Below are 22,322 nucleotides of genomic sequence, written 5' to 3'. Positions count from 1 at the left end.
CGTGATGCCGTCGGGAGGCCCGCGGCAGTCCGCAGGAGCCGCCGCGGGAAGGTTGCCGGAACGCGGGCGGCCCGGCCCCCGGGAGTCGGGGCCGGGCCGTGGTGGAGCGGTGCGGCGGAGGTCAGCCGCGCTTCGCGACGAGGTTGCTCTCCGGGAGGCGGACCAGCGGGATCCGGCGCTCGCAGCGGCTCTGGTAGTTGTTGTAGTAGGCGCGGTCGGCGGTCAGGCCGGCCCAGGTGTCGGTGTAGTCGTCACCGTCCAGGACCTCCGCCTCGCTCCAGTACGTCGCACCCTGGACCCGGACCAGGATCGTGGGGTTGGCCTTCTTGTCCGCGAGGTTGACGAACCACGACGGGTTCTTGTCCGCCCCGGCGAACGAGGCGACCACGACGCGGTGGCCGTTCTTGTCCACCCAGTAGGGCAGCGCGACCTTGTGCACGTTGCCGGTCTTGCGGCCCACCGTCTGGATGAGCACGTGCAGCATGCCCGCGACGTTCCACCATTCGTCGTCGTCCGAGCCCTCCATGCCCTTCACGTGTTCCTTCGTGAAGGCCACGATCTCCTCGGGGCTGGGCTCGATGAACTCTTCGTTGCGCTGATCCGTCGACATGTCCCGGAGCGTATGCAATCAGTGTTTGACTTTGCAATGGAATCGGCGGGTCGGGATCACCACATCGCCTCTGACCTCGGACAGAGCCGCCGGACCGACTCGGGCCGCGAGCCGCCGCACCGGCTCACGGAGCGCCGTCGAGCCGCCGCACGGTGAGCCCCAGCTCGGCGATGACGTCGAGGCTCACCTCGACGCGACCGGTCCGCTCCGGCGCGCAGTCGCACAGCGCGACGACGCCCTCCACCATCTCGTCCATCGACTCGATCTGGTCCTCGCGCACGATGTGCCCGACCAGCTCGCGGGCCCCCTCGCTCATCACCGCGGCGCGCGGCTCGACCGTGTTGACCCGGATCCCGCTGCCGTACAGGTCGGCGGCGAGGCCGTTGGTGAGCCGGTTGAGCGCGGCCTTGGAGGAGCCGTAGACGGTCGTCCCGGTCCCGGTTCCGCCGAGGGTGTACGGCGGCCCCGCCCACGGCCGTGCGGTGGCGCTGGAGAGGTTGACGATCCAGCCCTCGCCGCGTTCCCGCATACCCGGGATCGCAGCCTGGGCGAGGTGCAGCGGCGCGATGACGTTCACCTCGAAGTGCAGACGGGCGCGGCGCAGCGGGTAGTCGGACGGCGGCGCGTACACGCCCATGGCGGCGTTGTTGACCAGGATGTCGAGCGGTCCACCGAGGGCCTGCTCGGCCTCGGGGACGATGCGGTCCCGGTCGGCTTCGTCGGACAGGTCCGCGCCGATCAGTGCGACTTTGCCGCCGTACGCCCGGAGCAGCGCGCCGACCTCGGCGAGCGTGCCGGCGAGTTTGGACGCCGTGTCCAGGCTGCGGGCCGTGATGGCGACGTCGGCGCCCTCGGCCGCGAGGCGCCGGGCGACCGCGGCACCGATGCCCCGGCTGGCGCCGGTGACCAGTGCGCGCCGCCCGGCGAACCGCTTGTCGGACATGTGATGCCTCCTCAGGGGCGGGTGAACGCCGGGCTGTTGCTGTCGGACGGCACGGTCTCGAGCGGTTCCGCGATCTCGGCGTGGGTCGGCCCGCACTCCGCGGCGTAGCCGTCGAGCACGTCCAGGTCGAACCCGTAGACCCCGGCCGCGTTGCCCGCGAGCATGCGGCGCAGGTCGGCGGGGTCCACCCCGGGGAACGAGCGGCGCAGCGACTCGCGGGTGTAGGGGTAGGTGCCCTCGTCGTGCGGGTAGTCGCTGCCCCACAGGAAGCGGTCGACCCCCAGCTCGTGGCGCGACTCGGCCTCGACAGGGCTCGGGAAGCTGACCCCGACCCACACGTTGCGGGCGAAGTACTCGCTCGGCTTGAGCGGCAGCCGGTCCCCCTCGTCGTACTTCAGCTCGCCGATGCGGCCGGAGCCCATCTGCTCGTGGTACGCGTCGAGTTGGCGCAGCAGCGGCGGGATCCACGAGGCGCCCTGCTCGGTGATGACGAACTTCAGGCGCGGGAACCGCTCGAAGGCGCCGGAGACCAGCATGTGGGTGAGCGGCCTGCGGAAGAACGTCGCGGCCTCCGCGATCCACAGGAACTTCGAGGCGGGGTACGGCCCGTAGTCCGGCGAGCCGGATCCGCCGTGGTTGACCACGACGAGGTCGAGGTCCTGGCAGACCTCCCACAGGCGGTCCCAGTCCGGGGCGTAGATCGGCGTGATGCCGGCCGCGTCGGGCGGGGTGGTCGGGATGAGGATCCCGGCGAGTCCCTGCTCCTTGGCCCACTTCGCCTCGGCGACCGCGTCGTCGATGTTGTTGAGGAAGACCTGGGCGAGGCCGGCCCGGCGGTGCCGGTGCTCGCCGCCGCACCAGTCGGCGAGCCAGCGGTTGTGCGCGCGGATGCCGGCGAGGCGGCGGGCGTACGAGCGCTCCGTGGGCGGCCGGGCGACGAGCTGGCCGGTCGGGAAGAACGGCGGCACGGTGTTGGGGAAGACGACCTCGGCGACGACGCCGTCAGCCGCCATCTCGCGCACCCGGCGCTCGTCGTCCCAGTTGCGGGTGCGTCCGTCGGCCTGGAGGTCGCGGAACGGGTTGCGGTACTTGTCGCGCCAGGCGTCGAACTCCTCGACCCATGCGGCGTCGAGGTATTCGCGGTACGTCTCCATGTTGGCGCCGGCATGGCCGTCGGCGGAGATGATGGTGTAGCGGTCACTCATCGCGCGGCCTTTCTGGTCTCGTGGGGATGCGTGCGTGTGCGGGGGCGTCGCGGTCCTCCGGAGCCTCGGAGGGATCCGGGGTCCGCGGGGCCTGCGAAGCTTCCGGGTCCTGCGAAGCTTCCGAAGGCTCTAGAGCTTGAAGACGCGGGTCGCGTTGTCGCGCAGGAACTTGGGCCACACCTCGGCCTTGAAGGGCACGTCGGGCAGCTCGCGGAAGATGCGCTCCAGGGACAGGCCCATGGGGTAGTAGCCGGCGTACATGATCTTGTCGGCGCCGCGGGTGTTGGCGTAGTCGACGATGGCCTTCGGGTAGTACTTGGGGGCGAAGGCCGAGGTCATGTAGTAGAGGCCGGGCCACTTGAGCATGAGCTTGACGGCGAGGTCCTCCCACGGCTCCGCGCCGTGCCGCATCACGATGCGCAGCTCGGGGAAGTCGTAGCAGACCTGGTCGAAGTGCATCACGTCCTGGCATGCGGCCGGTACGCGCGGCCCGGGGATCCCGGCGTTCGAGATGATCGGGATATCCAGGTCGATGCACGTCTGGTAGACGGGGTAGTACCGGCGGTCGCTGACCGGGACCTGCGGGTTGCAGCCCGCCGGGAAGGTCGTGACGGCGGCGATGCGGTGCTCCTCGTGCGCCTCCCGGATCCGCCGCACGGTGGCGGTGATGTCGTTCGGGTCGACCTCCAGGCTGAGCCGGAACCGGTCGGGGTGCTCCTTGACCGCACGCTGCGCGGTCTCGCCCATGCCGACCAGGCCGACGGCGACACCGCAGGCGTCCATCTGCGCGAGCGTCACCCCGACGGGGTCGACGCCCTCGTCCAGGTGGTTGGGCACGCCCTTGAACATGTACTCGGCCGGGAACTCCATGCCGGCGCTCTCGGCGTCGCGCAGCTGCGGCTTCAGGAAGTCGTAGTGGCTGCGGGCCTGCGCGCTCGGGAATCCGATCATCAAGTCCACTGCGCCGACATCGGACGGGAAACCTGGCACGCGCGAACCTCCTTGTCGGGCCTGGCTTTCCAGGCCTCTGCGGCTACCCGCTTCATGCTACTTAGTTGATTGACTCTGTCAACCTATTCGCCGTACGGAACCGTCCGGAAACTTCTACGGAGGGCCTGCCGCGTCCTGGTCGACGCGTACCTGGACGGCGCCGCAGGAGGGGCTCGACGGAGACGCCGGGGCCGGCGGACAGCGACGTGGAGCACGCCGAGGCACCCTCCGGCGGCGACCCGGAACTGCGCGTCACGCTGCCGGCGGGGCCGGCCACCCTGCCGCGCCGCCGCGGCCCGAGTTCGCCGTGCCGGTGGACAACCCGCGCGCCGACCGCGCGGCCGACGTGCTCGTCGAACTCCTCGCGGGGCAGGGGCGGGTGGGGCGCGCGTCGGCACCGGCAAGGACGACGTCTTCGCCCGGGTCGGTCGGGTGGGACTCCGCCCGCAAACCGGCCCTAGTTGGCCGTCGGCAACACGAGGGCACCCGCCATGCGCTCGGCTGCCGGGATCCCCGTCTTCCCGGGGCACGTCTGCTGATGCCGCCGTGCGGACGGGACATGGCCGCCGTGGTCTTCGACGGCGTGCGACGGCGTGGCCTCCCCCGGCCTGGTGCAGGTCGACGTGCAGGTCACCGACACGGTGACCGGGGGGCCTGCGCGGCTACTTCGTCAACGCCTGCTTGATGAGGGTGCGGCCGAAGTCCCACATGAGGCCGGTGCCCTTGTGCGCGTCGTCCATGACGTCCACGAAGGCCGCGGTGAAGTTGTCGACGTCGTGCTGCCCGATCACGTACGGCGGCAGCAGCTTGATGACGTCCATGTGGTCGCCGGCCACCTGCGTGAGCATGCGATGCCGCTGGAACAGCGGGACGACGACCATCTGCGCGAACAGCCCGGTGCGCGCCGCCTTCAGGGTCGACCAACCGGCGCGCAGCTTCAGGGACTTCGGTTTGCCGAACTCCAGGCCGACGATCAGCCCGCGCCCGCGGACGTCGGCGAACAGCTCGTACTTCTCCTGCAGCGGGCGCAGCGCGGACTGGAAGGCGTCGCCCATGCGCAGGCAGTTGCCGGTCAGGTCCTCGTCCTCGATGACCGCGAGGGTCGCGAGGCCGGCCGCCATGGCCTGGTTGTTGCCGCCGAAGGTGCAGTCGTGGACCAGGACGCGGTCCATGGTCGAGTAGACCTTCTTGAAGATCCAGTCCTTGGTCAGCGTGGCGCCGATCGGGACGTACCCGCCGGACAGCGCCTTGGCCACCGTGACGATGTCCGGCTCGACGCCGGGCTCCCACTCGTACGCCCAGAACTTGCCGGTGCGGCCCATGCCGACCTGCACCTCGTCGGCGATCAGCAGCGCGCCGTGCTGCCGCAGCAGCTTCTGGGCGGCCGCCAGGTACCCGGGCGGCGGGATCAGCACGCCCTTGCCCTGGATCGGCTCGACGATGAACGCCGCGACGTCGCCGCGCTTCAGCTCGCGCTCCAGCGCGTCGAGGTCGCCGAGCGGCACCGCGGAGTCCGGCAGCAGCGGCTCGAAGCCCTTGCGGAACTCCTTGGCCCCGTTGACCGACAGCGAGCCGGTGGTCAAACCGTGGAACGCGTGGTCGACGTACACGATGCGCTTGCGCCCGGTGGCGAAGCGCGCGAACTTCAGCGCCGCCTCGACCGCCTCGGTGCCGCTGTTGCAGAAGTACACCCGGTCCAGGTGCGGCGTCGTGCGCAGCAGGCGGTCGGCGAGCGCGGCGGCCAGCGGCGGCGTCGCGAAGTGCACGATGTCCGGCAGGTCGAGGGCGATGACGTCCTGCATCGCCTTGCGGACCACGGGGTGGTGCCGGCCGACGCCGTACGTGCCGAAGCCGGACAGGAAGTCGAGGTACTCGCCCCCCGTCTCGTCGTAGAGGTACGGGCCCTCGGCGCGCACGTAGTCGCGGTGGAAGCCGATGGTCTGGAGCACGCGCGGCAGCTGCGGATTGAGGTGCTTGGCGGTCAGCTCGAAGCCGCGCCCCTCGTACTCCGCCAGCGTCTCACCGAGATCGAACGTCATCCGCCACCGTCCTGTTCATCCGCCGTGCCGCGTCCCACGCCCAAGTCTGCCCCCTCGCGTGCCCCGGCCGTCGGGAACGGGCCGGAATCCGGGCCCGCGGCCGCGTCGAGCCACTCGGAGAGTGTGCGCGCGGCGGCTTTCAGTGACCGGTACGCGGTCAGGCCGTTGCGCACGATGCCCGGCCGCAGCAGTTCGTGCTTCGGCGAGTCGCTGACCACGCGCACCACGGCCCAGGGCCGCTCCGGGCCGGGCCGCGTCCACCACTCGGTGAGCAGGAAGAAGGACTCCATGTCGGCCGCGACGACCCCGGCCTCGGCGAGCGGGCCGCGTTCGGCCGGGCGGACCAGCTTGCGCACGGTCGCGACCGGTCCGGCGTACACCGGGACGGGCAGCGGGCGCAGGGCCTTCACGAGGGAGTCGGCCCAGGGGCACGGCCGCACCTCGCCGTCGGGGCCGCGCACTTCGGTGGCCACCACGATGTCGCCGGGCCGCAGCCCCTCCATGCCCGCGCCCATGCCCGCCACGGCCACCGCGGGGGCGCCGGTCAGGGACTCGGCACAGGCGAGCGACTTGGCCTCGCCCATGCCGGACCGCAGCACGGTCCCGGCGCCGCCGCGCACCAGGGCGCGGCGCTCGATGCGCAGGGGGGCGACGAGAAGGGGCCGCGCGGGGCCGTCCTCGACGGCCTGCGCCGCCTCTTCGGCGGCCTGGGCCGCGGGCGCACCGCCGGTGTGTCCGCGGCCTCCGTCGGCGTTCCGTGCCACGGCTCAGCCCGCCGCCTTCACGTACCGTCCGAGCGCCATGATGGGGAACACGATCCGGTACATGTGGTACTTGATGTAGAAGTCGCCGGGGAAGCCGGTGCCGGTGAACTGCGGTTCGTCCCAGCCGCCTTCCTCGTTCTGATGCTCCGTCAGCCAGCGGATTCCGCGTTCGACCGCGGCACCGCTCTCGCCGGCCGCGAGGAGCGCCAGCAGCGCCCACGCGGTCTGCGACGCGGTGGAGTCGCCCTTGCCGGACCACGCGGGGTCGACGTACGAGCGCAGGTCCTCGCCCCAGCCGCCGTCCGGGTTCTGGATCCCGTTGAGCCAGCGGACCGCGCGGCGGATCGCGCTGTGCCGCGGGTCGACGCCCGCGAGCACGAGGGCCGGGACGGTGGCGCCGGTGCCGTAGATGTAGTTCGCGCCCCAGCGGCCGAACCACGAGCCGTCCGCCTCCTGGTTGCGCAGCAGCCAGCGCACGCCCTCGACGACCTGGTCGCGGTACTCCGGGCCGGACTCCGCGAACATCTCGACGATGTGCGCGGTGACGTCCGCCGACGGCGGGTCGGTGACCGCGCCGAAGTCACAGAACGGCAGCTTGAGCGGCAGCCCGGCGGTGTTGTCCGCGTCGAACGCGCCCCACGCGCCGTCCTTGCTGCGCATTCCGGCGGTCCACACCTCGGCACGGCCCAGCACCTCGCGCATGCGCTCGGTGTCGGGGTGGGCGGTGTACCGCAGGGCCATCACGACCTCGGCGGTGTCGTCCGTGTCCGGGTAGTAGTCGTTGGCGAACTCGAAGGCCCAGCCGCCCGGTTCGAGACCGGGACGGCGGACCGCCCAGTCGCCGTACTCGCGGATCTCCTCGTCCAGCAGCCAGCCCGCGGCCTTGACGACCTGCGGGTGGTCCGCGGCGAGCCCGGCGTCGCGCAGCGCGACGAGCGAGAGGCCGGTGTCCCACACCGGGGACTGGCAGGCCTCGAAGCGCCGCACCGTGCCCTCGTCGGTGTCCTCCCAGATGGTGAACCCGTCGAGGCCCTTGATGCCCTGCGCCACGACCGGGTGGTTGAGCGGCATGCCGGTCAGGTGCAGCGCGATGAGCGAGTACACCCACGGCGGCTGGATACCGCCCCAGCCGCCGTCCGCCTCCTGGCGCTCGATGATCCACTGCTTGGCGCGGCGGATCGCGTGCCGGCGCACCGGCATCACCGGGCGCTTGGAGTAGACGTGCAGGACCCGGTCGAGGGCGCGGAAGAACCGCGACCACGGGTCGTCGGCCACCGGCTTGGCGGCCACCGGCCCGGTCGGCTCCAGTTCGTCGAGGCCGAACGGCGCGGGCCGGACCGGGCGCAGCGAACTCACGATGGTGAGCGGGACGATCGTCTGCCGCGCCCAGCACGCGAAGTCGTAGACGTTGAGCGGGAACCACTTGGGCAGGTAGATCAACTCGGGCGGCATCACCGGGAGTTCGTCCCAGGACCACCAGCCGAAGAAGGCCAGCCAGAAGCGCGTGAAGACCCGGCTGTGCGCGATGCCGCCCTGCTCGCGGATGTACGCGGCGGCGCGCCGCATGTGGTCGGCGTCGACGGAGTCCCCGGCGAGCTTGAGGGCGACGTACGCCTCGATCGTCGTGGACAGCTCCGCGGGACCGCCCCGGAAGGACGCCCACGTGCCGTCCTCCCGCTGGTTCGCACGGATCCACCGGGCCGACTGCTCGGTCTGCTCGGCGGTGCGGATGCCGAGGAACTCCCGGAACAGGAGGTCCTCGGCGTCCATCGTGACGTTGGTCTCCAGCTCGCCCTTCCACCAGCCCGTCTCGTCCTGCAGCGAGAGCAGGTGGGCCACGGCGCGGTCGAGCGTGTCCTTCGCCCGCTCCGGCGCGTCGGTGGAACCGGTCTGGACCGTCACCGTCATCTTCACAACTCCCGAGTCGTAGTGAATGCCGCCAGGGCCGCCAGGTCGGTACGCGTCACCTCCGGGATGCCGAGTCCGTCGAGGCTGCCGAGCGCGAGCTCCAGGTGTCGCTGCGCCTCCACCTCGGTTCGGACGCGGCCCCCCGCCTCCTCCACGAGCCTTGCGGCCAAGGCCAACTGATCCTCCGTCAGGTCACCGGGGGTGGTGTAGAGGTCGGCCAGCCGGTCCGCCGCGGCGCCCCCGGAGGTGAGCGCGGCGACGACCGGGACGGACTTCTTGCGCTGGCGCAGGTCGTTCCAGGCGGGCTTGCCGGTCACCTCGGGGCGGCCCCAGATGCCGAGCAGGTCGTCGACGGCCTGGAAGGCGATGCCGAGGTGGTGGCCGAACGCGTACAGCCGATCCACGGTCTCCTGCTCGGCGCCGGCGAGCGCGGCACCGATGGCGCTCGCGCAGGCGAGCAGCGCACCGGTCTTGTTGCCGGCCATCGACAGGCACTCCTCGACCGTGACGTCCATGCGCGTCTCGAACGAGAGGTCCTGGGACTGTCCGTCGATCAGTGCGGCGGTCGCGTCGGTGAGCAGCTTGGCGGCGCGGTCGCCCTGGCCGGACGACTCCATCAGCACCTGCTCGGCGAGCACGAGCAGCCCGTCGCCGGCCAGGACCGCGAGGCCGGGGCCGAAGGCCTTCCAGGCGGTGGGCCGGTGCCGCCGCTCCTCGTCGCCGTCCATGAGGTCGTCGTGCAGGAGCGAGAAGTTGTGGACGAGTTCGACGGCGACCGCACCGGGGACACCGGCCCGGGTGGGCGCCCCGACGGCCTCGGCGGACAGCAGCGCGAGCGCGGGGCGCAGCGCCTTGCCGCCGTTGCCCGGGACCGGGCGGCCCTCGGTGTCGGCCCATCCCATGTGGTAGGCGGAGACCCGGGCGAGCGGCGGTTCGAGGCGGGCGACGGCGGTGCGGAGCGCGGGCTGCGTGGCCTCGCGGGCGCGGTCAAGTACAACGGGGGCGAGTGAGCTGTCGGCTACGGTCACGGTGTCGTCGTCCTCTCCGGGAAGGCACCAGATGGAGTCGTCGGCAGTACACGCCCGGGATCCAAGTCCAGGCTGGGCAGGGTGACGTGGGCCGCGGCCAGGCCGCTTCGGACAGCCGACTCCATGGTCGCGGGCCACCCGGTGGCGGTCCACGAGCCGGCGAGTGCGAGTCCGGGCAGGGCGGTGCGCGCGTACGGTCGCAGTCGGGCCGAGCCGGGTGCGGCTCGGAAGGTCGCGGTGCGCTCCTTGGTCACGACGAACTCCTCGACACGCGCCGAACGCGTGGCGGGAATCAGCCTTTCGAGCGCGGGCAGGAACCGGTCCCGGAGTTGATGCTGCGTCAAATCGATCTCGTCCTCGGCGGCGGACAACGACACCGCGAGGTACCGGCCGCGTTCGAGTCCGAGGTTGTCGCTGCGGTCGAAGACCCACTGCACGGGACTGCCGAGGCCGGCCGCGAAGTCCTCGGTGAACACCGGTCGGTCGTAGACCACATGCAGGTTGACGATCGGCGAACTCCCCAGTCCGGCAAGGACGGTGGGGTCGGCCGGCCGGTCGTCGAGGAGCAGGGCGCCGGCGGGGAGCAGCCGCGCGGCGTCCTCGTGCGGTACGGCGATGACGACGCCGTCGGCGTGTAGGGTGCCGCCGTCGGAGTCGACGGTGAAGCCGCCGCCGGGCAGCGGCTCGACGGCCGCGACCCGGGAGCGGAGGCGTACGTCCACCTTCGCGTCCTCGAGCGCGCGCTGTGCGGCGTCGCCGTGCAGCTTCTGGAGCGGCACTTTGCTCCAGCCGATGTCGGCGCCGTCGTTGGTGTCGAGCAACCCGGTGCGGAAGACCTTGGTGGCGACGGCGAGCGAGGCGTGCTCGGCCGTCAGGTTGATGGTGGCGACGCCGACCAGGTCCCACATCGCGGCGCGTTCGCGGGCCGTGACGCCGAACCGGTCGAGCCAGCTGCCGAAGGTGACCTCGTCGAGGCGCGGGTCCTCGGGGTCGAGGCGCTTGAGCGCGAGCGCCGCGACCCCGACCCGGGCCCGGCCCGCGAGGGTCAGGAACGGGTAGCGGGACAGTGCGGCGGACAGGTGCAGGGGCGAGGGCAGCGCGCTGCGGCGCAGCCGCCCGGTCGTGCCCCAGGGGGTGAGGACGGGTACGTCGAGCCGGTCCTGCAGGACCGTGTCGCCCGTCGATCCGATGCGGTCGAGGAACCACCGGTACTCGGTGCAGCAGCGCAGGAACACGTGCTGCCCGTTGTCGAGCCACCGTCCGCCACGGCGGAAGGAGAACGTCGCACCGCCGAGGCGCGGACGCCCCTCCAGCAACGTCACGGACGCGCCCGCATCAGCCGCGGTGAGTGCGGCGGTGATGCCGGCGAGTCCTCCCCCCACCACGATCAGACGACGTGTCATGAGCCCTCACGTACCCAGAAGATCACTTGGCCTACTCCCCCTTGAAGTGTTTTTCGCCGGAACGTGTTCCCCGCATGAGGAATTTTTCCGTGGACCGCGTCACACGCGCGACGTTCTGCGGTACGGCCGTGAACGCCGAGCGTTCGCCGACCGGCAGTCCGGACAGCCCGCGCACCGCGATCTCGGCCTTCTCCCAACCGGGGAGCGACTGGCGGCCGGTGAGCACGACCGACGGTTCGGCGACGATGCGGGTCAGCAGGCGGCGGTAGATTCCGGCCATCGCACCGGCGGAGGCGGCGCTGCGCCGGTCGAGCAGCGGCAGCAGGCGCAGGCCCTCGTCGAACAGGCGCCGGGCCCGCTCGCCCTCGAAGCGCACCAGGTCGTCGAACGCCGCCCCGGGCACGAAGGCGCCCTCCGGCTCCCAGGCGTCCTCCAGGCCGAACTTCGCGAGGTCCTCGCGCGGCAGGTAGACCCGCCCGTTGTCCTTGTCCTCCTTGATGTCCCGGAGGATGTTGGTCACCTGGAGCGCGATGCCGAGCGTGTCGGCCAGCTCCGGCGCGCGCTCGGGGTCCGTCGAGCCGAAGATGCCGAGCGACAGGCGTCCGACCGCGCCCGCCACGCAGCGGCAGTACACGGTCAGTTCCTCGAAGGTCTGGTACTGCGTCTCCTTGAGGTCCATCTCGACGCCGTCGATGAGCTCGTCGAGCGCGGACAGCGGGATGGGGTAGCGGTGCGCGGCGTCCGCGAGCGCGGTGCAGACCGGGTCGCGGTAGGCGGCCAGGTCCTCCAGCTGCGCGCGCATCCGGCCCAGCTCGGCGACCTTGGTCTCCAGCGGCAGGTCGCCGTCGCCGATGTCGTCGACCTCGCGGGCGAAGGCGTACACCGCGCTGAGCGCGAGGCGCTTCGGTTCGGGCAGCAACCGGATGCCGTAGTAGAAGTTCCGCGCCTGATTGCGGGTCAGCCGCTCGCAGTACGCGTACGACGCGTCGACGTCCATGTGGCTCCTCACCGTTTCCGGGCCAGCACGCGGACGAGTTCCCGCAGCAGGCCGGCCTTTCCCGGCCGGGGACGATGCCCCAGCACGTCGTGGTCCACGGCGGCGATCGCCGCGAGTGCGGCGCGTCCGCCGGCGGCGAATCCCGCGACCGCCAGCCGCTCCCGTCCGCGCAGCGAATCGATCAAGGGCGCACCGGCGCGGAGCAGGTTAGCCGCGCGCCCCGCCTCGAACGCAACCAGTTTTCGCAGGTGGGGGCCCGCGGACCCGGCCGTCAGGTCGGCTTCGGCGACCCCGAACCGGGCCATGTCCTCCGTCGGCAGGTAGATGCGGTCCTTGCCGAGGTCCTCGGCGACGTCCTGGAGGTGCTCGACGATCTGCAATGCGGTGCAGATCTGGTCGGACCAGACGAACCGCTGCTCGTTGGCCCGGCCGAACACGTACAGGACTATGCGCCCGACGGGGTCGGCGGACAGCTTGCAGTAGTCGACCAGGTCGGCGTACGTCTCGTAGCGGCGCACCCGCTGGTCCTGCCGGTTCGCGTCGATCAGCGCGACGAGCGGGTCCGCCGGCATGCGCGTCTGGGCGACCGTGGCACGCAGCGGGCGCAGCACTTCGAGGCGCGGCGCGGCGCCGTCGTAGATCCGGCGCACGTCCTTCTCGACCTCGTCGAGTTGGGCGAGCCGGTCGCCGGTCGCCTCGTCGCCGATGTCGTCGACGAGCCGGGCGAAGCCGTACACCGCGAGCAGGTGGCGCCGGTGCTCGGGACGCAGCACGCGCGAGGCGACCGGGAAGTTCTCGTCCTTGGCCTGGGCCATGACCACCGCGGGGTCGACGACCGCGCGGTCCGGTAGTTCCCCGGTGCCGACTCCCGCAGCGTCGCCTCCGGTGTCATCGGGACCTGCCTGACCGCCGGAATTGCGCTCCATCTCTCTCCCTGGACTGCTGGGAACCGTTGTCCCGGGAGCAGCGGATCGCGCCCCGGCTTCGATTCCAACACGACAGTTGGCCAGGAACTCGGCTTGTCCCGGTCGGTCTGACGGTTCAGCTTGCCTGATCACCGATGTGCCGATCAAGCACCGGGATGACGCGTGTCAGCCCGCATCCGCGACTTTCCCGCGACGAAACCCCGCCGTTATCCATGGCCACGGAACCCGCTATCCTCGGGCGCGGGCGCCTGTCACCCCCTTGGCTGTCAGGACGCCGGATCAAGGGGCGCGGTTTCATCGGGAGCCCCGATTTTCCGAGGCTTGTCCGGCGTTCGGACCAACCGGAGGTTGCGATTCCGCTAATTCCGCCGGGCGATCAATTGGCGAAATAGGAATCGTTTTGTTGACGTAACGGGCGAGTGTGGTTCTCGACACAAAGTCGGCGACTACTCGGAGCAAGTCGGGCAGCCGTGCCGACGGCACGCCGACAACCGCACCGACCGGGTCCCACCGACTCTGGACCGATCCACCGGGCAAAGCGGGACCTTAGCCCCTGAACACCGCTGCGGGGCGCGGCCATCCTGGTACACATGACCACGACACCCGCACCCGGGCTCGAAGAGCTGACGGCCGCCGAGGCGCTCCGTCTGATGGCCGGCGTGCCGGTGGGCCGTGTCGTCTTCACCGAGGGCGCGCTGCCCGCGATCCGCCCGGTGCACTTCTTCGTCGAAGGCGGCCGCGACGCCGGTCCGGCCGCCGGCCCCGAGGCCCCCGCGGACGCAGCGGACCAGGCGGACCAGGCAGACCCCGCGACCTCGGCAAACCCCGCAGCCACGGCGATCGTCTTCCGCGTCATCGGGGACCGCAACCTCGCCTCGGCGCTGCACAGGTCCGTCGTCGCCTTCCAGGCCGACGAGTGCGACATGGAGCGGCGGAGCGGCTGGTCGGTCACCGCGACCGGGAACGCGGTACGCGTCGACGACGCCGCCGAGATCGACCGGCTCTCGCGCCGGCTGCCCATCCCGTGGGCGGAGCAGGGCATCGTCTTCCGCATCGAGCCGGAGCTCGTGACGGGACGCCGCCTCAACCGCTGACCGGCTCGGCCGTCGACCCGTCCGGCCGTCGACCTACTCGGCCTTCGCCCGGATCAGCCGCCGACCCGCTCGGCCGTCGGCCGCCGACCGCGTCAGCGGGCGACCTCGGCCTCCTCGGCGTGGTGGCACGCCACCTCGGCACCGGCCAGCAGCCGCGGCACCGGCACCTCCGTCCGGCACTCCTGCGTCGCCAGCGGGCAGCGCGGGTGGTACGCGCATCCCGGCGGCGGCGCCACCGCCGACGGCACCTCCCCCACCGCCCCGGACACCGCGTCGTCCGACCGCGCCGGCCCGGTCCGACCCCGGTCCGGCTCCGGCACACTGGCCAGCAGCATGCGCGCGTACGGGTGCGCCGGCGTGTGCAGCACATGCGACGCCGTGCCGATCTCGGCGATCCGCCCCAGGTACATCACCGCGGCCCGGTCCGCGAGGCGCCGGGCGATGTCGATCTCGTGTGTGATGACGACGATCGCCAGGCCCAGTTCGTCGCGCAGCCGCAGCAGCAGGTTCACCACCGTCGCCTTGACGCTCGCGTCGAGGCTCGCGGTCGGCTCGTCCAGCACCAGGACGCGCGGCCCGACCAGCAGCGCGCGGGCCAGCACCATGCGCGCGAGCTCGCCGCCGCTCAGGTCGCGCGGCATGCGGTCCAGGTGCTCGTCGGACAGGCCCACCCGGCGCACCGTCTCCAGCGCCAGGCGCTCGCGTTCCGTCTTGTCCACGGCCAGCCCGTGCACCCGCAGCGGCTGGTGCAGCGCGTGCCGGATGCCCCGGCGCCGGTTGAACGCGGCGCGCGGATTCTGCGTCACGAGTTGCACGAGCCGCTGGTCCTTGCCGTCCCGGTGCACGGGCAGTTCGCGGCCGTCCAACTCGACCGTCCCGGCCGTCGGTTCGCTGAGCCCCGCGAGCATGCGCGCCACGGTCGACTTGCCGCAGCCGGACTCCCCGACGATCGCGAGGATCTCCCCCGCCGCGACGTCGAACGAGACGTCCTCGACGGCGTGCACCCGGTCACCGGGGCCGCGCTTGCCGAGCGTGCGCGGCAGAGTGAAGTGGCGACGGAGGTGACGAGCCGTCAGGAGTGGTTCGCGGTCGGTCACTTGGCACCACCGTCGGAGGGCCAGTGGCAGGAGGCCGAGGCGTCGCCGTACCGGACCGGCTCCGGCATCTCGGTGCGGCAGATGTCGGTGGCCTTGGGGCAGCGGGGCGCGAACGGGCACCCGGGCAGCAGGTTCGCCCCCTCCGCGGTACCGGGGATCGGGCGCAGCGGCTCGTCGGCCTGCGTGGTGGACGGCATCGCCGCGACCAGCGCCCGGGTATAGGGGTGCCGGGGGTTGGCGAAGATCTCGTGGACCGGCGCCGTCTCGACGAGGCGGCCGCCGTACATGACACCGACGCGGTCGCAGATCTGGGCGACGACGGCGAGGTCGTGCGAGACGTACAACACGGCCAGGCCCAGGTTCTCACGCAGGGTCAGCAGGAGCTTGAGGACCTGCGCCTGGACCGTGGCGTCGAGCGTCGTGGTCGGCTCGTCGGCGAGCAGCAGGGCCGGCTCGTGCGACAACGCCGCGATGGCGATGACGAGGCGCTGGAGTTGCCCGCCGGAGAACGCGCCGGGCAGGTCGCGCGGGCGGTCGAGGACCGCGCCGAGGCCGATCGCCGCCAGCGTGCCGCGCAGTTCGGGGTCGTCCATCCGGTCGCCGAGGTACCAGCGGAGCTGGCGGCCGACGGGCGTGGTCGGCGAGAGGGAGGTCATCGGCTGCTGCGGGACCAGCGCTATGCGGTGGCCGCGTACGCGCCGCAGGTCCCGCTCGCGCAGCCGGGCGAGGTCGAGGCCCTCGAAGTCGATGCCGTCGGCCTCCAGGCGCGTGCCGTCCGGCAGCAGGCCCATGACCGCGGTGCACACGCTGCTCTTGCCGCTGCCGGACTCCCCCACCAGGCCGAAGACCTCCCCCGGCCGCACCTCGAACGACGCCCCGCGTACCGCGGTGACCGGTCCGCGTGCGGAGGGGTACGTCACGGACAGCCCGCGCACGCGCAGCAGCGCCGCCGGGTCCGCCCCGCCCGCGGCGGGGTCCGGGGCGGCTGCGGCGGCCGTGCCGGGCTTGGTGCCCGATCCGAGAGTCGTGGCCATGGAGTGTCCGTCCGTTTGCGGGTGGGCGGAGGTTTTCCTTCCCAGTGTGCGGGCCGGATCCCGGGTACCGGTCCGGCGGTCGGTCAGCCGGTGAAGCGGAGGGTCTGCGGCGACAGGCGGCAGACCTTCAGCTGCGCGGTGTTGAGCGGGCTCAGCTCGCGGCGCTGGGCCACGATCAGCTCGGGATGGACGGGCGGGAAGATCACCGCGTCCTCGGCGAGCGCGCGGTCGACCGCCTTGAGCGCGGCCGTGCGGGCGGCGGGGTCGGTGGTCTGCCACACGGTGTCGATCGCCTGGTCCACGACCGGGTTCTTGTACCCGCACGCGAGCACGTTGGTCGAGGACGCGGGCGCGAGCGTCAGGTAGTTCGCGGGCCCCGAGGTGAAGCCCGACATGAAGGTGTTCATGAGCATGTCGTAGTCGCGCGAGAGCCATTTGTTGGACCACGGGCCGCCCGCGAGCTGCTCGATGGTGACCTTGACGCCGATCTTGTCCCATCCGGCGACCAGGACCTGCGCGATGTCGCGGATGGTCTGGCTGGCGCCGATCGTGATGGTGAAGGAGCGCTTGGTGGTCTTGGCGCGGTCCAGGTGCTCGCGCGCCTTGGCCAGGTCGGGGGTCGCGGGGAAGACCGCGAGCCCGGCGTCGTGGCCCAGCTCGCCGGGGCCGATGGGGCCCTGGCCGGGCTTGCCTTTGCCGCCGTACACGCGCTGGAGCACGCCGTCGCGGTCCATCGAGTAGGCGATGGCCTTGCGGAACTCCGGGTCGTCGAAAGGCTCGCGCTCGATCATGACGTACGTCAGCACGTCGAGGGGCGCGACGGCGGTGACCACCGCGACGCCCTTCTCCTTCTCCAGGATCGGCACGGTGGTCTGCGCGGGTGCGGTGATCAGGTCGACCTTGCCCTGCTTGAGGCTGACCGCGCGCGTGTTGCCGTCGGTGAAGACCGTGTACTCGATGCCGGTGAAGGCCGCGCCCGCCGGCATGTCGGCGAACGGCGCCCGGTACTGGCCGCCGTGGTAGCGGTCGAACCTGGACATCGTGAAGCTCTGCCCCGGGACGTAGCGGTCCAGGCGGAAGGGGCCGGTGCCCATCATCGTGTCCTTGCGCGACACGAAGTCCTTGTGCGTGACCGGCAGGTTGGTCAGGTGCGAGCGGAGCAGGCCGTACGGCTTGGCGAGCCTGATGCGCACGGTCCGCTCGTCGGCCTTCTCGAACGACGCGACGTAGCCGAGCATGTACGTGATCCACTCGCTGCCCGCCGACATGTCGAGCATGTGCGTGAGCGTGGCCACCACGTCGTCGGCGGTGAACGGCTCGCCGTTGTGCCACACGATCCCGCTCTTGAGGCGCACGGTCCAGGTGAGCTGGTCCGGCGAGACCTCCGGCTCGCCGTCGGCGAGCAGCGGCACGGAATTGAGCTGATCGTCGTACGCGTACAGGCTCTCCATCACCGGCTCGGCGATCCAGCGCGTCACCTCGGCGCCGGAGTCGAGCGGGTTGAGGCTGCTGGGCGCGGCCGCGACGCCGATGCGCAGAATGCCGTCCTTGTGCCGGTCGGCGACACGCGATCCGGAGTCGGCGGAGCTGCACGCGGTCAGCAGGCCGGTGCCGCCGAGGGCAAGACCCGCGGTCATGCCGAGGAACCCGCGCCGGCTCGGGCCGGTCTGGCCGGTCCGGCCCGTGCCGCCGGTTGCCGTACGGGCCCTCCACGCTCCGGGGGTCACTTCGTCTCCTCTGTCGCGTACGCGGCGGGGATGCCGCTCGTGCTCGTGCCTGCGCGCTTCGAACGTGCGAGACGGGGGCTCCGGTTCCGCTCCCCGTACGCCTCGCCGAGCAGGTTGAAGCCGAGGATGCCGAGGACCAGGACCGCGCCGGGGAGCGTGGCGTACCACCACGCGTCGCCCAGGATCTGGCCGCCGGCGTCCGCGACCAGGTTGCCCAGTGTCGCGTGCGGGGGTGGGACGCCGAGCCCCAGGAAGCTCAGACCGCCCTCGGCGAAGACCGCGATGGCCATCGCGAGGAACGCCTGTCCGAGCACCGGGGGCATGACGTTGACCAGCACCTCGCGGAACAGGATCTCGCGCGGGGGCACGCCGAGGCCACGCAGGTTCACCACGTAGTCTTCGCTCAGCTCCACCACCGTCGCGGCGCGGGCGACGCGGGCGAAGTACGGGATGAAGCCGACGCCGATCGCGAGGGCGACGCGTACGCCGTTGGTCACCGTGATCGGGCCGAAGTGCATGTCGTCGGTGCCCATGAGGCCGATGACGAACATCACGAAGATGAACTGCGGGAGGGCCTGCACGGTCTCGACGGTGCGCATGAGGAGCCCGTCCAGGCGCCCGCCGTAGCGGTATCCGGCGAGCACGCCGATCGCGGTGCCGGCGGCGAGCGCGAAGCCGATCGAGGTGAGGCAGATCCACAGCGACGTCCACGCACCCTCGGCGGTGCGCGCGAGGAGGTCGCGGCCGAGGTGGTCGGTGCCGAAGGGGTGGTCGGGGGACGGCGCTTCGGGGCCGAGGGCGACCAGCTCGGTCGGGCTGCCGTGCAGGCGTCCCACGGTGGCGACCAGCAGGTACAGGGCGACCATGACGAGCCCGGTCCAGCCCGCGATGCCGAGGTTCCCGAGGTGCTTGCGCAGTCCGTGCGCACGGGCCCGGCCGGACGGCGCGGGCTCGGGCGGCGCCGGGGGTGTAGCACCGACGGCGTCCGAGCCGCCCGCGGAACCCGCCGGGACCGCGGACTCGGGCGGTATCGGACGTACAGGCTCCACCGGCTTGCTCTCAGGCACGGGCCAGCCCCTGTCGCGTGCGGGGGTCCACGACGAGGTACAGGAGGTCGACGACCAGGTTGAGCACCAGGAAGATCGCGGCGGTGGCGACGCAGCCGCCGAGCGCGAGCTGGTAGTCCTGGCGCTGGAACGCGGTGACCATCATCTGCCCGAGGCCGGGGATCTGGAAGACGCTCTCCACCAGCACGGTCCCGGACAGCAGGCCGCCGATCAGCACGCCCGCGACGGTCAGCGTCGGCACCACCGCCCCGCGCAGCGCCACGCGGCGCAGCACCTGGGTGCGCGACGAGCCCATCGCGCGGGCGAAGGCGACGTGGTCGGAGGTGTACGCCTCCACCAGCCCGCCGCGCAGCGAGCGCGTGATCATCGCGAACGCGCCGAGGCCGAGCACGACCGCGGGCAGCAGCAGCACCTGGAGGTTGCGGGCGGGGTCCTCGGAGAAGGTGACGAAGCCGCCCGCGCCGGGCAGGAAGTCGGGGTTGTCGACCATGACGAGCATCACGACGGCGATCCAGTAGCCCGGCAGGGACATGGCGACGACGGTGACGACGCGGGTGGCCTGGTCCACCGCGCGGCCTTGGCGCAGCGCGGACCAGGTGCCGAGCAGGATGGCCGGGACGACGGCCAGCAGGGCGGCGAGGAGGCCGAGTTCGAGCGAGACGGGCAGCGCGCGGCCGATCTGGTCGGCGACGGAGGAGCCGTCGTACAGCGAGGTGCCGAAGTCTCCGGTCACCAGGCCGCCGAGATAGTCGAAGTACTGCACGACCAGGGGGCGGTCCAGGCCCATGCGGTGTTCGACGGCGGCGCGGGCCACGGGGTCGGCGGCGACCTGCGGGGCGAGCTGGTTGACCGGCGAGACGGGTGAGGCGTGCAGCAGCATGAACATGCCGGTGACGACGGCGAACATCACCACGAGCACGCCTACCGCGCGCCGCAGGATGTAGGTGGCCATCGTCTGCTCCTGTTGAGTTGCCGTGCCATGCCGTGCAGCCCCGCTGTGCCGTGCGGCTGTGCGGTGCTGTGCCTTGCCGCCGTGCGGTGCTGTGCCGCCGTGCCGTGCTTCCTTGTTTGCTTCCGTGCTTCCTTGCGGGCGAACTGCTGTGGGGTGGGACATCCGGACTACTCCGCCTGCTCCGCTATCCCACCCCACGGCGCATGCGCGGGCGCAGCCGGGTCAGCCGTCCTTGCGCCACCGGTCCATTTCGGCGCCGAGGTCGCGCAGTACGGCGCTGTTGACCTCGTACGCGTACAGCACCTCCTCGATGATGCGCTCCTTCTCCTCGTCGTCCCACGGGGCGACGTCGAGCGCGCGGCGGTAGCCGGTCTTGAACGCGTCGAGGTCGCCGACCGCGTCGAAGTTGTAGAACTCGGTGCCCTCGTGGCCTTCGAGGCTGAAGTGACGGCGCATCAGTTTGGCGATGTGCTGGCCGCCGGACATGTCGCCGAGGTACCGGGTGTAGTGGTGCGCGACATAGCCGCCGGGCCAGTCGAAGCACTTCTCCCGTATGCGCTGGATGTACCGCTCGGTGCCCGCGTTGGCCGGGTACTTCTCGCGCCAGCCCTCGTCGGCCAGGAAAAGCATGTCGGCTTCGAGGGCCGCCATGCGGTCCAGGCTCTCGGGGCAGAACGGCGCCGCGACCTCGTCGCCGCGCATCACGACCGAAGCCTGCTCCAGGACCTCGTACGCCCAGTAGTGCTGGGCGACCATCGCGGTGTAGGCGTCCCGGGTGAGGCCGCCGCGCATCAGAACGTCGAGGAAGCCCTCGCCCTCGGCACTTTGGTGGCTTCCCCAGGATCGCTTGCGGATGGTCGCGGAGAACGTCTCTTCGGCGGTCTCGGCGGTGTCGGTCGTGGTCATCGTTGAGTCCCCTTGGAACGGCCCTTGGCGGCGTCGGTACGACAAGCTGCCGAACCGCAGTGTGTGCGGCCCCGTATGCCGGCGTCAAGAACTTACCGACATCTTGTCGGAACGATGTCGGAGGGTGCATCCTTGGGCTCCAAGGGGTTCCGGGGGCGGCCCCGGCGATGTGCACCACGGCAATGAGGGTAGCCTAACCTCCACAACGAACGTACGCCGGAGTACAGGCCGTTGACCTGGGAGTTAAGCAGCGTGAGCACACATCGAACCCGCCGCCGCCGTGCGGCGTCCCTGCCCGTATTGCTGCTCGGCATGCTCCTCGGCCTGCCGCTCGCGCTGTTCGCCGGCGCCGGCACCGCACATGCGGAGAACGTCAGCCTGTCGGCGACCAAGACCACGGGTCTGGACCCGGCCGGCGAGGTGATCACGGTCACCGGCAAGGGTTTCAAGCCGGGCATCAAGCTTTTCCTCACCGTATGCGACCCGGCCCAGCCTGCCGGACGCGCGTGTGACGTGGTCAACTTCAAGCTGGTCGACACCGACGCGAGCGGCGGATTCGTGGCCGACTACAAGCCGGCCGCGAAGTTCGGCGTCACCGACTGCCTCGCGACACCGTGTGCGCTGCAGACCAGTTGGGTCGGCAACGGCAAGGACCGCAGCCAGGAGGGCGTCGCGGCGATCGGCTTCACCGGCGGCGTCGCCCCGTCGCTGCCGAACCGTCCGCAGGAGAACGCGGGCCCGCCCGGAGCCACCGAGAGCCCCGCGGCACCCGGCACGGACGCGGCGGGCGCGCCGAGCTCCGGCCCCGCGCCGACCGGAATCGACGGCGCCATGCCGAACGTGCCGCAGACCTCGACGGCACCGGACGCCTCGACCGCTCCCGGCGCCGACAAGAAGGACGACGACTCCGACTCCTCGGTGTGGATCGTCGTCGGCGTCGTGGCGGCCGTCGTCATCGTCGTCGGCGCCGGGACCTTCGTCTTCGTACGCCGCCGCGCGGCGCACTGACCGGGGCCCGCCCGCCCGGCACAGCTCGGCGTCGCCGGCCCCGCTTCGCACGGCCGGGAACCGCTTCGCACGGCCCCGAACCACCCGGCGCCGCCTCGCCCGTACGCCGTTCCGCACCCGACCACCCGCCCGACCGCCTTCGGAGGCGACCATGACCACCACCCCCTCCCCGCAGGGCACCGCGAACCCGTTCGGTCCGGACGTCGTCGCCGCGATCAGCAAGCACATGAACGACGACCACCCCGCCGACAACCTGCTGATCGTGCGCGGCCTGGGCGGCAAGGACACCGCCACCTCGGCGCGCATGAGCGGGCTCGACGGCCTCGGCGCCGACTTCGTCGCGGTGGTCGACGGTGCCGAGACCGACGTCCGGATCCCCTGGGAGCGCGAGCTGACCGAGCGGCGCGAGGTGCGCGTCGAGGTCGTCCGCCTCTACAACGAGGCCTGCGCGGCCCTCGGCATCGAGCCGCGCCAGGAGGGCGAACACTGAGACACGCCGTACCGGCGGCGCCGCCGGGGTGATGGGCGACGCAACTGGTGTGGCCTGTGCCACAGTCGCGGGGCGGGGGGGCTTGAGGCCCCGCCGCCCCGCCGGGGGGGCGGGGGGGCCGGCCCCCCGGCCCG

The 22,322-nt window shown here is 71.8% G+C and carries 20 protein-coding genes; 3 read left to right on the top strand and 17 right to left on the bottom strand.

What is annotated here, in order from left to right; genetic code table 11:
• Positions 1-121: 121 nt before the first annotated feature.
• The 11 genes from ACWD12_RS23690 to hpnC form a co-directional block, all read right to left on the bottom strand.
• On the bottom strand, positions 122-610 hold the full coding sequence (locus ACWD12_RS23690; protein WP_450101201.1) for a nitroreductase/quinone reductase family protein: 489 nt from the start codon (positions 608-610) through the stop codon (positions 122-124).
• 124 nt (positions 611-734) lie between these two features.
• Positions 735-1,553, bottom strand: coding sequence for an SDR family NAD(P)-dependent oxidoreductase (locus tag ACWD12_RS23685; protein WP_450101200.1), 819 nt, complete (start codon positions 1,551-1,553; stop codon positions 735-737).
• Positions 1,554-1,564: 11 nt separating this feature from the next.
• On the bottom strand, positions 1,565-2,758 hold the full coding sequence (locus tag ACWD12_RS23680) for an amidohydrolase family protein (RefSeq protein ID WP_358355328.1): 1,194 nt from the start codon (positions 2,756-2,758) through the stop codon (positions 1,565-1,567).
• 129 nt (positions 2,759-2,887) lie between these two features.
• Entirely contained in the window at positions 2,888-3,748 is an 861-nt protein-coding gene (locus ACWD12_RS23675; protein ID WP_450101199.1) for an amidohydrolase family protein, read from the bottom strand.
• Between the two features lie 662 nt (positions 3,749-4,410).
• Positions 4,411-5,787, bottom strand: a complete 1,377-nt coding sequence (locus ACWD12_RS23670) for an aspartate aminotransferase family protein (protein WP_450101198.1) — start codon at positions 5,785-5,787, stop codon at positions 4,411-4,413.
• Positions 5,784-6,551 (bottom strand): 1-hydroxy-2-methyl-2-butenyl 4-diphosphate reductase, encoded by a 768-nt coding sequence (locus ACWD12_RS23665; RefSeq protein WP_450101197.1) that lies wholly within the window; start codon positions 6,549-6,551, stop codon positions 5,784-5,786. Before ACWD12_RS23665 ends, ACWD12_RS23670 begins: the two co-directional genes overlap by 4 nt.
• A gap of 3 nt (positions 6,552-6,554) precedes the next feature.
• Entirely contained in the window at positions 6,555-8,459 is a 1,905-nt protein-coding gene (gene shc / locus ACWD12_RS23660; RefSeq protein WP_358355320.1) for a squalene--hopene cyclase, read from the bottom strand.
• Positions 8,460-8,461: 2 nt separating this feature from the next.
• Positions 8,462-9,487 carry a polyprenyl synthetase family protein gene (locus ACWD12_RS23655; protein ID WP_358355318.1) on the bottom strand — a complete coding sequence of 342 codons (1,026 nt, stop codon included), beginning with the start codon at positions 9,485-9,487 and terminating at the stop codon, positions 8,462-8,464.
• On the bottom strand, positions 9,484-10,890 hold the full coding sequence (hpnE, locus tag ACWD12_RS23650; RefSeq protein ID WP_450101196.1) for a hydroxysqualene dehydroxylase HpnE: 1,407 nt from the start codon (positions 10,888-10,890) through the stop codon (positions 9,484-9,486). The genes ACWD12_RS23655 and hpnE overlap by 4 nt, the downstream gene beginning before the upstream one ends.
• 31 nt (positions 10,891-10,921) lie before the next feature.
• Positions 10,922-11,887, bottom strand: coding sequence for a presqualene diphosphate synthase HpnD (hpnD, locus tag ACWD12_RS23645; RefSeq protein ID WP_450101195.1), 966 nt, complete (start codon positions 11,885-11,887; stop codon positions 10,922-10,924).
• An 8-nt stretch (positions 11,888-11,895) separates the two neighbouring features.
• Positions 11,896-12,702, bottom strand: coding sequence for a squalene synthase HpnC (hpnC, locus tag ACWD12_RS23640; protein ID WP_450101319.1), 807 nt, complete (start codon positions 12,700-12,702; stop codon positions 11,896-11,898).
• Positions 12,703-13,403: 701 nt separating this feature from the next.
• Between hpnC and ACWD12_RS23635 the strand changes: the two genes are divergently transcribed.
• Positions 13,404-13,907 carry a pyridoxamine 5'-phosphate oxidase family protein gene (locus tag ACWD12_RS23635; protein ID WP_450101194.1) on the top strand — a complete coding sequence of 168 codons (504 nt, stop codon included), beginning with the start codon at positions 13,404-13,406 and terminating at the stop codon, positions 13,905-13,907.
• A gap of 92 nt (positions 13,908-13,999) precedes the next feature.
• Here ACWD12_RS23635 and ACWD12_RS23630 read toward each other — a convergent pair whose 3' ends face one another.
• The 6 genes from ACWD12_RS23630 to ACWD12_RS23605 all read right to left on the bottom strand — a co-directional run bounded on the left by ACWD12_RS23630 (position 14,000) and on the right by ACWD12_RS23605 (position 20,690).
• Positions 14,000-15,004, bottom strand: a complete 1,005-nt coding sequence (locus tag ACWD12_RS23630; RefSeq protein WP_450101193.1) for an oligopeptide/dipeptide ABC transporter ATP-binding protein — start codon at positions 15,002-15,004, stop codon at positions 14,000-14,002.
• Positions 15,001-16,038 carry an ABC transporter ATP-binding protein gene (locus ACWD12_RS23625; RefSeq protein WP_450101192.1) on the bottom strand — a complete coding sequence of 346 codons (1,038 nt, stop codon included), beginning with the start codon at positions 16,036-16,038 and terminating at the stop codon, positions 15,001-15,003. Before ACWD12_RS23625 ends, ACWD12_RS23630 begins: the two co-directional genes overlap by 4 nt.
• Positions 16,039-16,121: 83 nt before the next feature.
• Positions 16,122-17,765 (bottom strand): ABC transporter substrate-binding protein, encoded by a 1,644-nt coding sequence (locus tag ACWD12_RS23620; RefSeq protein ID WP_450101191.1) that lies wholly within the window; start codon positions 17,763-17,765, stop codon positions 16,122-16,124.
• A complete protein-coding gene (locus ACWD12_RS23615; protein WP_450101190.1) occupies positions 17,762-18,832 on the bottom strand; it encodes an ABC transporter permease in 1,071 nt (356 codons plus the stop codon). The genes ACWD12_RS23620 and ACWD12_RS23615 overlap by 4 nt, the downstream gene beginning before the upstream one ends.
• Positions 18,825-19,784, bottom strand: coding sequence for an ABC transporter permease (locus tag ACWD12_RS23610; RefSeq protein ID WP_450101189.1), 960 nt, complete (start codon positions 19,782-19,784; stop codon positions 18,825-18,827). The genes ACWD12_RS23615 and ACWD12_RS23610 overlap by 8 nt, the downstream gene beginning before the upstream one ends.
• A gap of 222 nt (positions 19,785-20,006) precedes the next feature.
• Entirely contained in the window at positions 20,007-20,690 is a 684-nt protein-coding gene (locus ACWD12_RS23605; RefSeq protein ID WP_450101188.1) for a biliverdin-producing heme oxygenase, read from the bottom strand.
• Between the two features lie 252 nt (positions 20,691-20,942).
• Between ACWD12_RS23605 and ACWD12_RS23600 the strand changes: the two genes are divergently transcribed.
• Positions 20,943-21,698: a neocarzinostatin apoprotein domain-containing protein gene (locus ACWD12_RS23600; protein WP_450101187.1), complete on the top strand. Its 756-nt coding sequence runs from the start codon at positions 20,943-20,945 to the stop codon at positions 21,696-21,698.
• Between the two features lie 151 nt (positions 21,699-21,849).
• Positions 21,850-22,188 (top strand): DUF2470 domain-containing protein, encoded by a 339-nt coding sequence (locus tag ACWD12_RS23595; protein ID WP_450101186.1) that lies wholly within the window; start codon positions 21,850-21,852, stop codon positions 22,186-22,188.
• Positions 22,189-22,322: the final 134 nt, after the last annotated feature.

Source organism: Streptodolium elevatio (genome assembly GCF_053592165.1).
The sequence above is the reverse complement of the archived record's forward strand: the minus strand, read 5'-3'. Positions and strand labels throughout refer to the sequence as shown.

What these genes read in the sequence shown, in the direction of transcription:
- ACWD12_RS23605 (WP_450101188.1), bottom strand. Translation starts at nt 20,690, where the DNA reads ATGACCACGACCGACACCGCCGAGACCGCCGAAGAGACGTTCTCCGCG.
- ACWD12_RS23625 (WP_450101192.1), bottom strand. Translation starts at nt 16,038, where the DNA reads ATGGCCACGACTCTCGGATCGGGCACCAAGCCCGGCACGGCCGCCGCA.
- ACWD12_RS23610 (WP_450101189.1), bottom strand. Translation starts at nt 19,784, where the DNA reads ATGGCCACCTACATCCTGCGGCGCGCGGTAGGCGTGCTCGTGGTGATG.
- ACWD12_RS23635 (WP_450101194.1), top strand. Translation starts at nt 13,404, where the DNA reads ATGACCACGACACCCGCACCCGGGCTCGAAGAGCTGACGGCCGCCGAG.
- hpnD (WP_450101195.1), bottom strand. Translation starts at nt 11,887, where the DNA reads ATGGACGTCGACGCGTCGTACGCGTACTGCGAGCGGCTGACCCGCAAT.
- ACWD12_RS23680 (WP_358355328.1), bottom strand. Translation starts at nt 2,758, where the DNA reads ATGAGTGACCGCTACACCATCATCTCCGCCGACGGCCATGCCGGCGCC.
- hpnE (WP_450101196.1), bottom strand. Translation starts at nt 10,890, where the DNA reads ATGACACGTCGTCTGATCGTGGTGGGGGGAGGACTCGCCGGCATCACC.
- ACWD12_RS23690 (WP_450101201.1), bottom strand. Translation starts at nt 610, where the DNA reads ATGTCGACGGATCAGCGCAACGAAGAGTTCATCGAGCCCAGCCCCGAG.
- shc (WP_358355320.1), bottom strand. Translation starts at nt 8,459, where the DNA reads ATGACGGTGACGGTCCAGACCGGTTCCACCGACGCGCCGGAGCGGGCG.
- ACWD12_RS23670 (WP_450101198.1), bottom strand. Translation starts at nt 5,787, where the DNA reads ATGACGTTCGATCTCGGTGAGACGCTGGCGGAGTACGAGGGGCGCGGC.
- ACWD12_RS23685 (WP_450101200.1), bottom strand. Translation starts at nt 1,553, where the DNA reads ATGTCCGACAAGCGGTTCGCCGGGCGGCGCGCACTGGTCACCGGCGCC.
- hpnC (WP_450101319.1), bottom strand. Translation starts at nt 12,702, where the DNA reads ATGGCCCAGGCCAAGGACGAGAACTTCCCGGTCGCCTCGCGCGTGCTG.
- ACWD12_RS23595 (WP_450101186.1), top strand. Translation starts at nt 21,850, where the DNA reads ATGACCACCACCCCCTCCCCGCAGGGCACCGCGAACCCGTTCGGTCCG.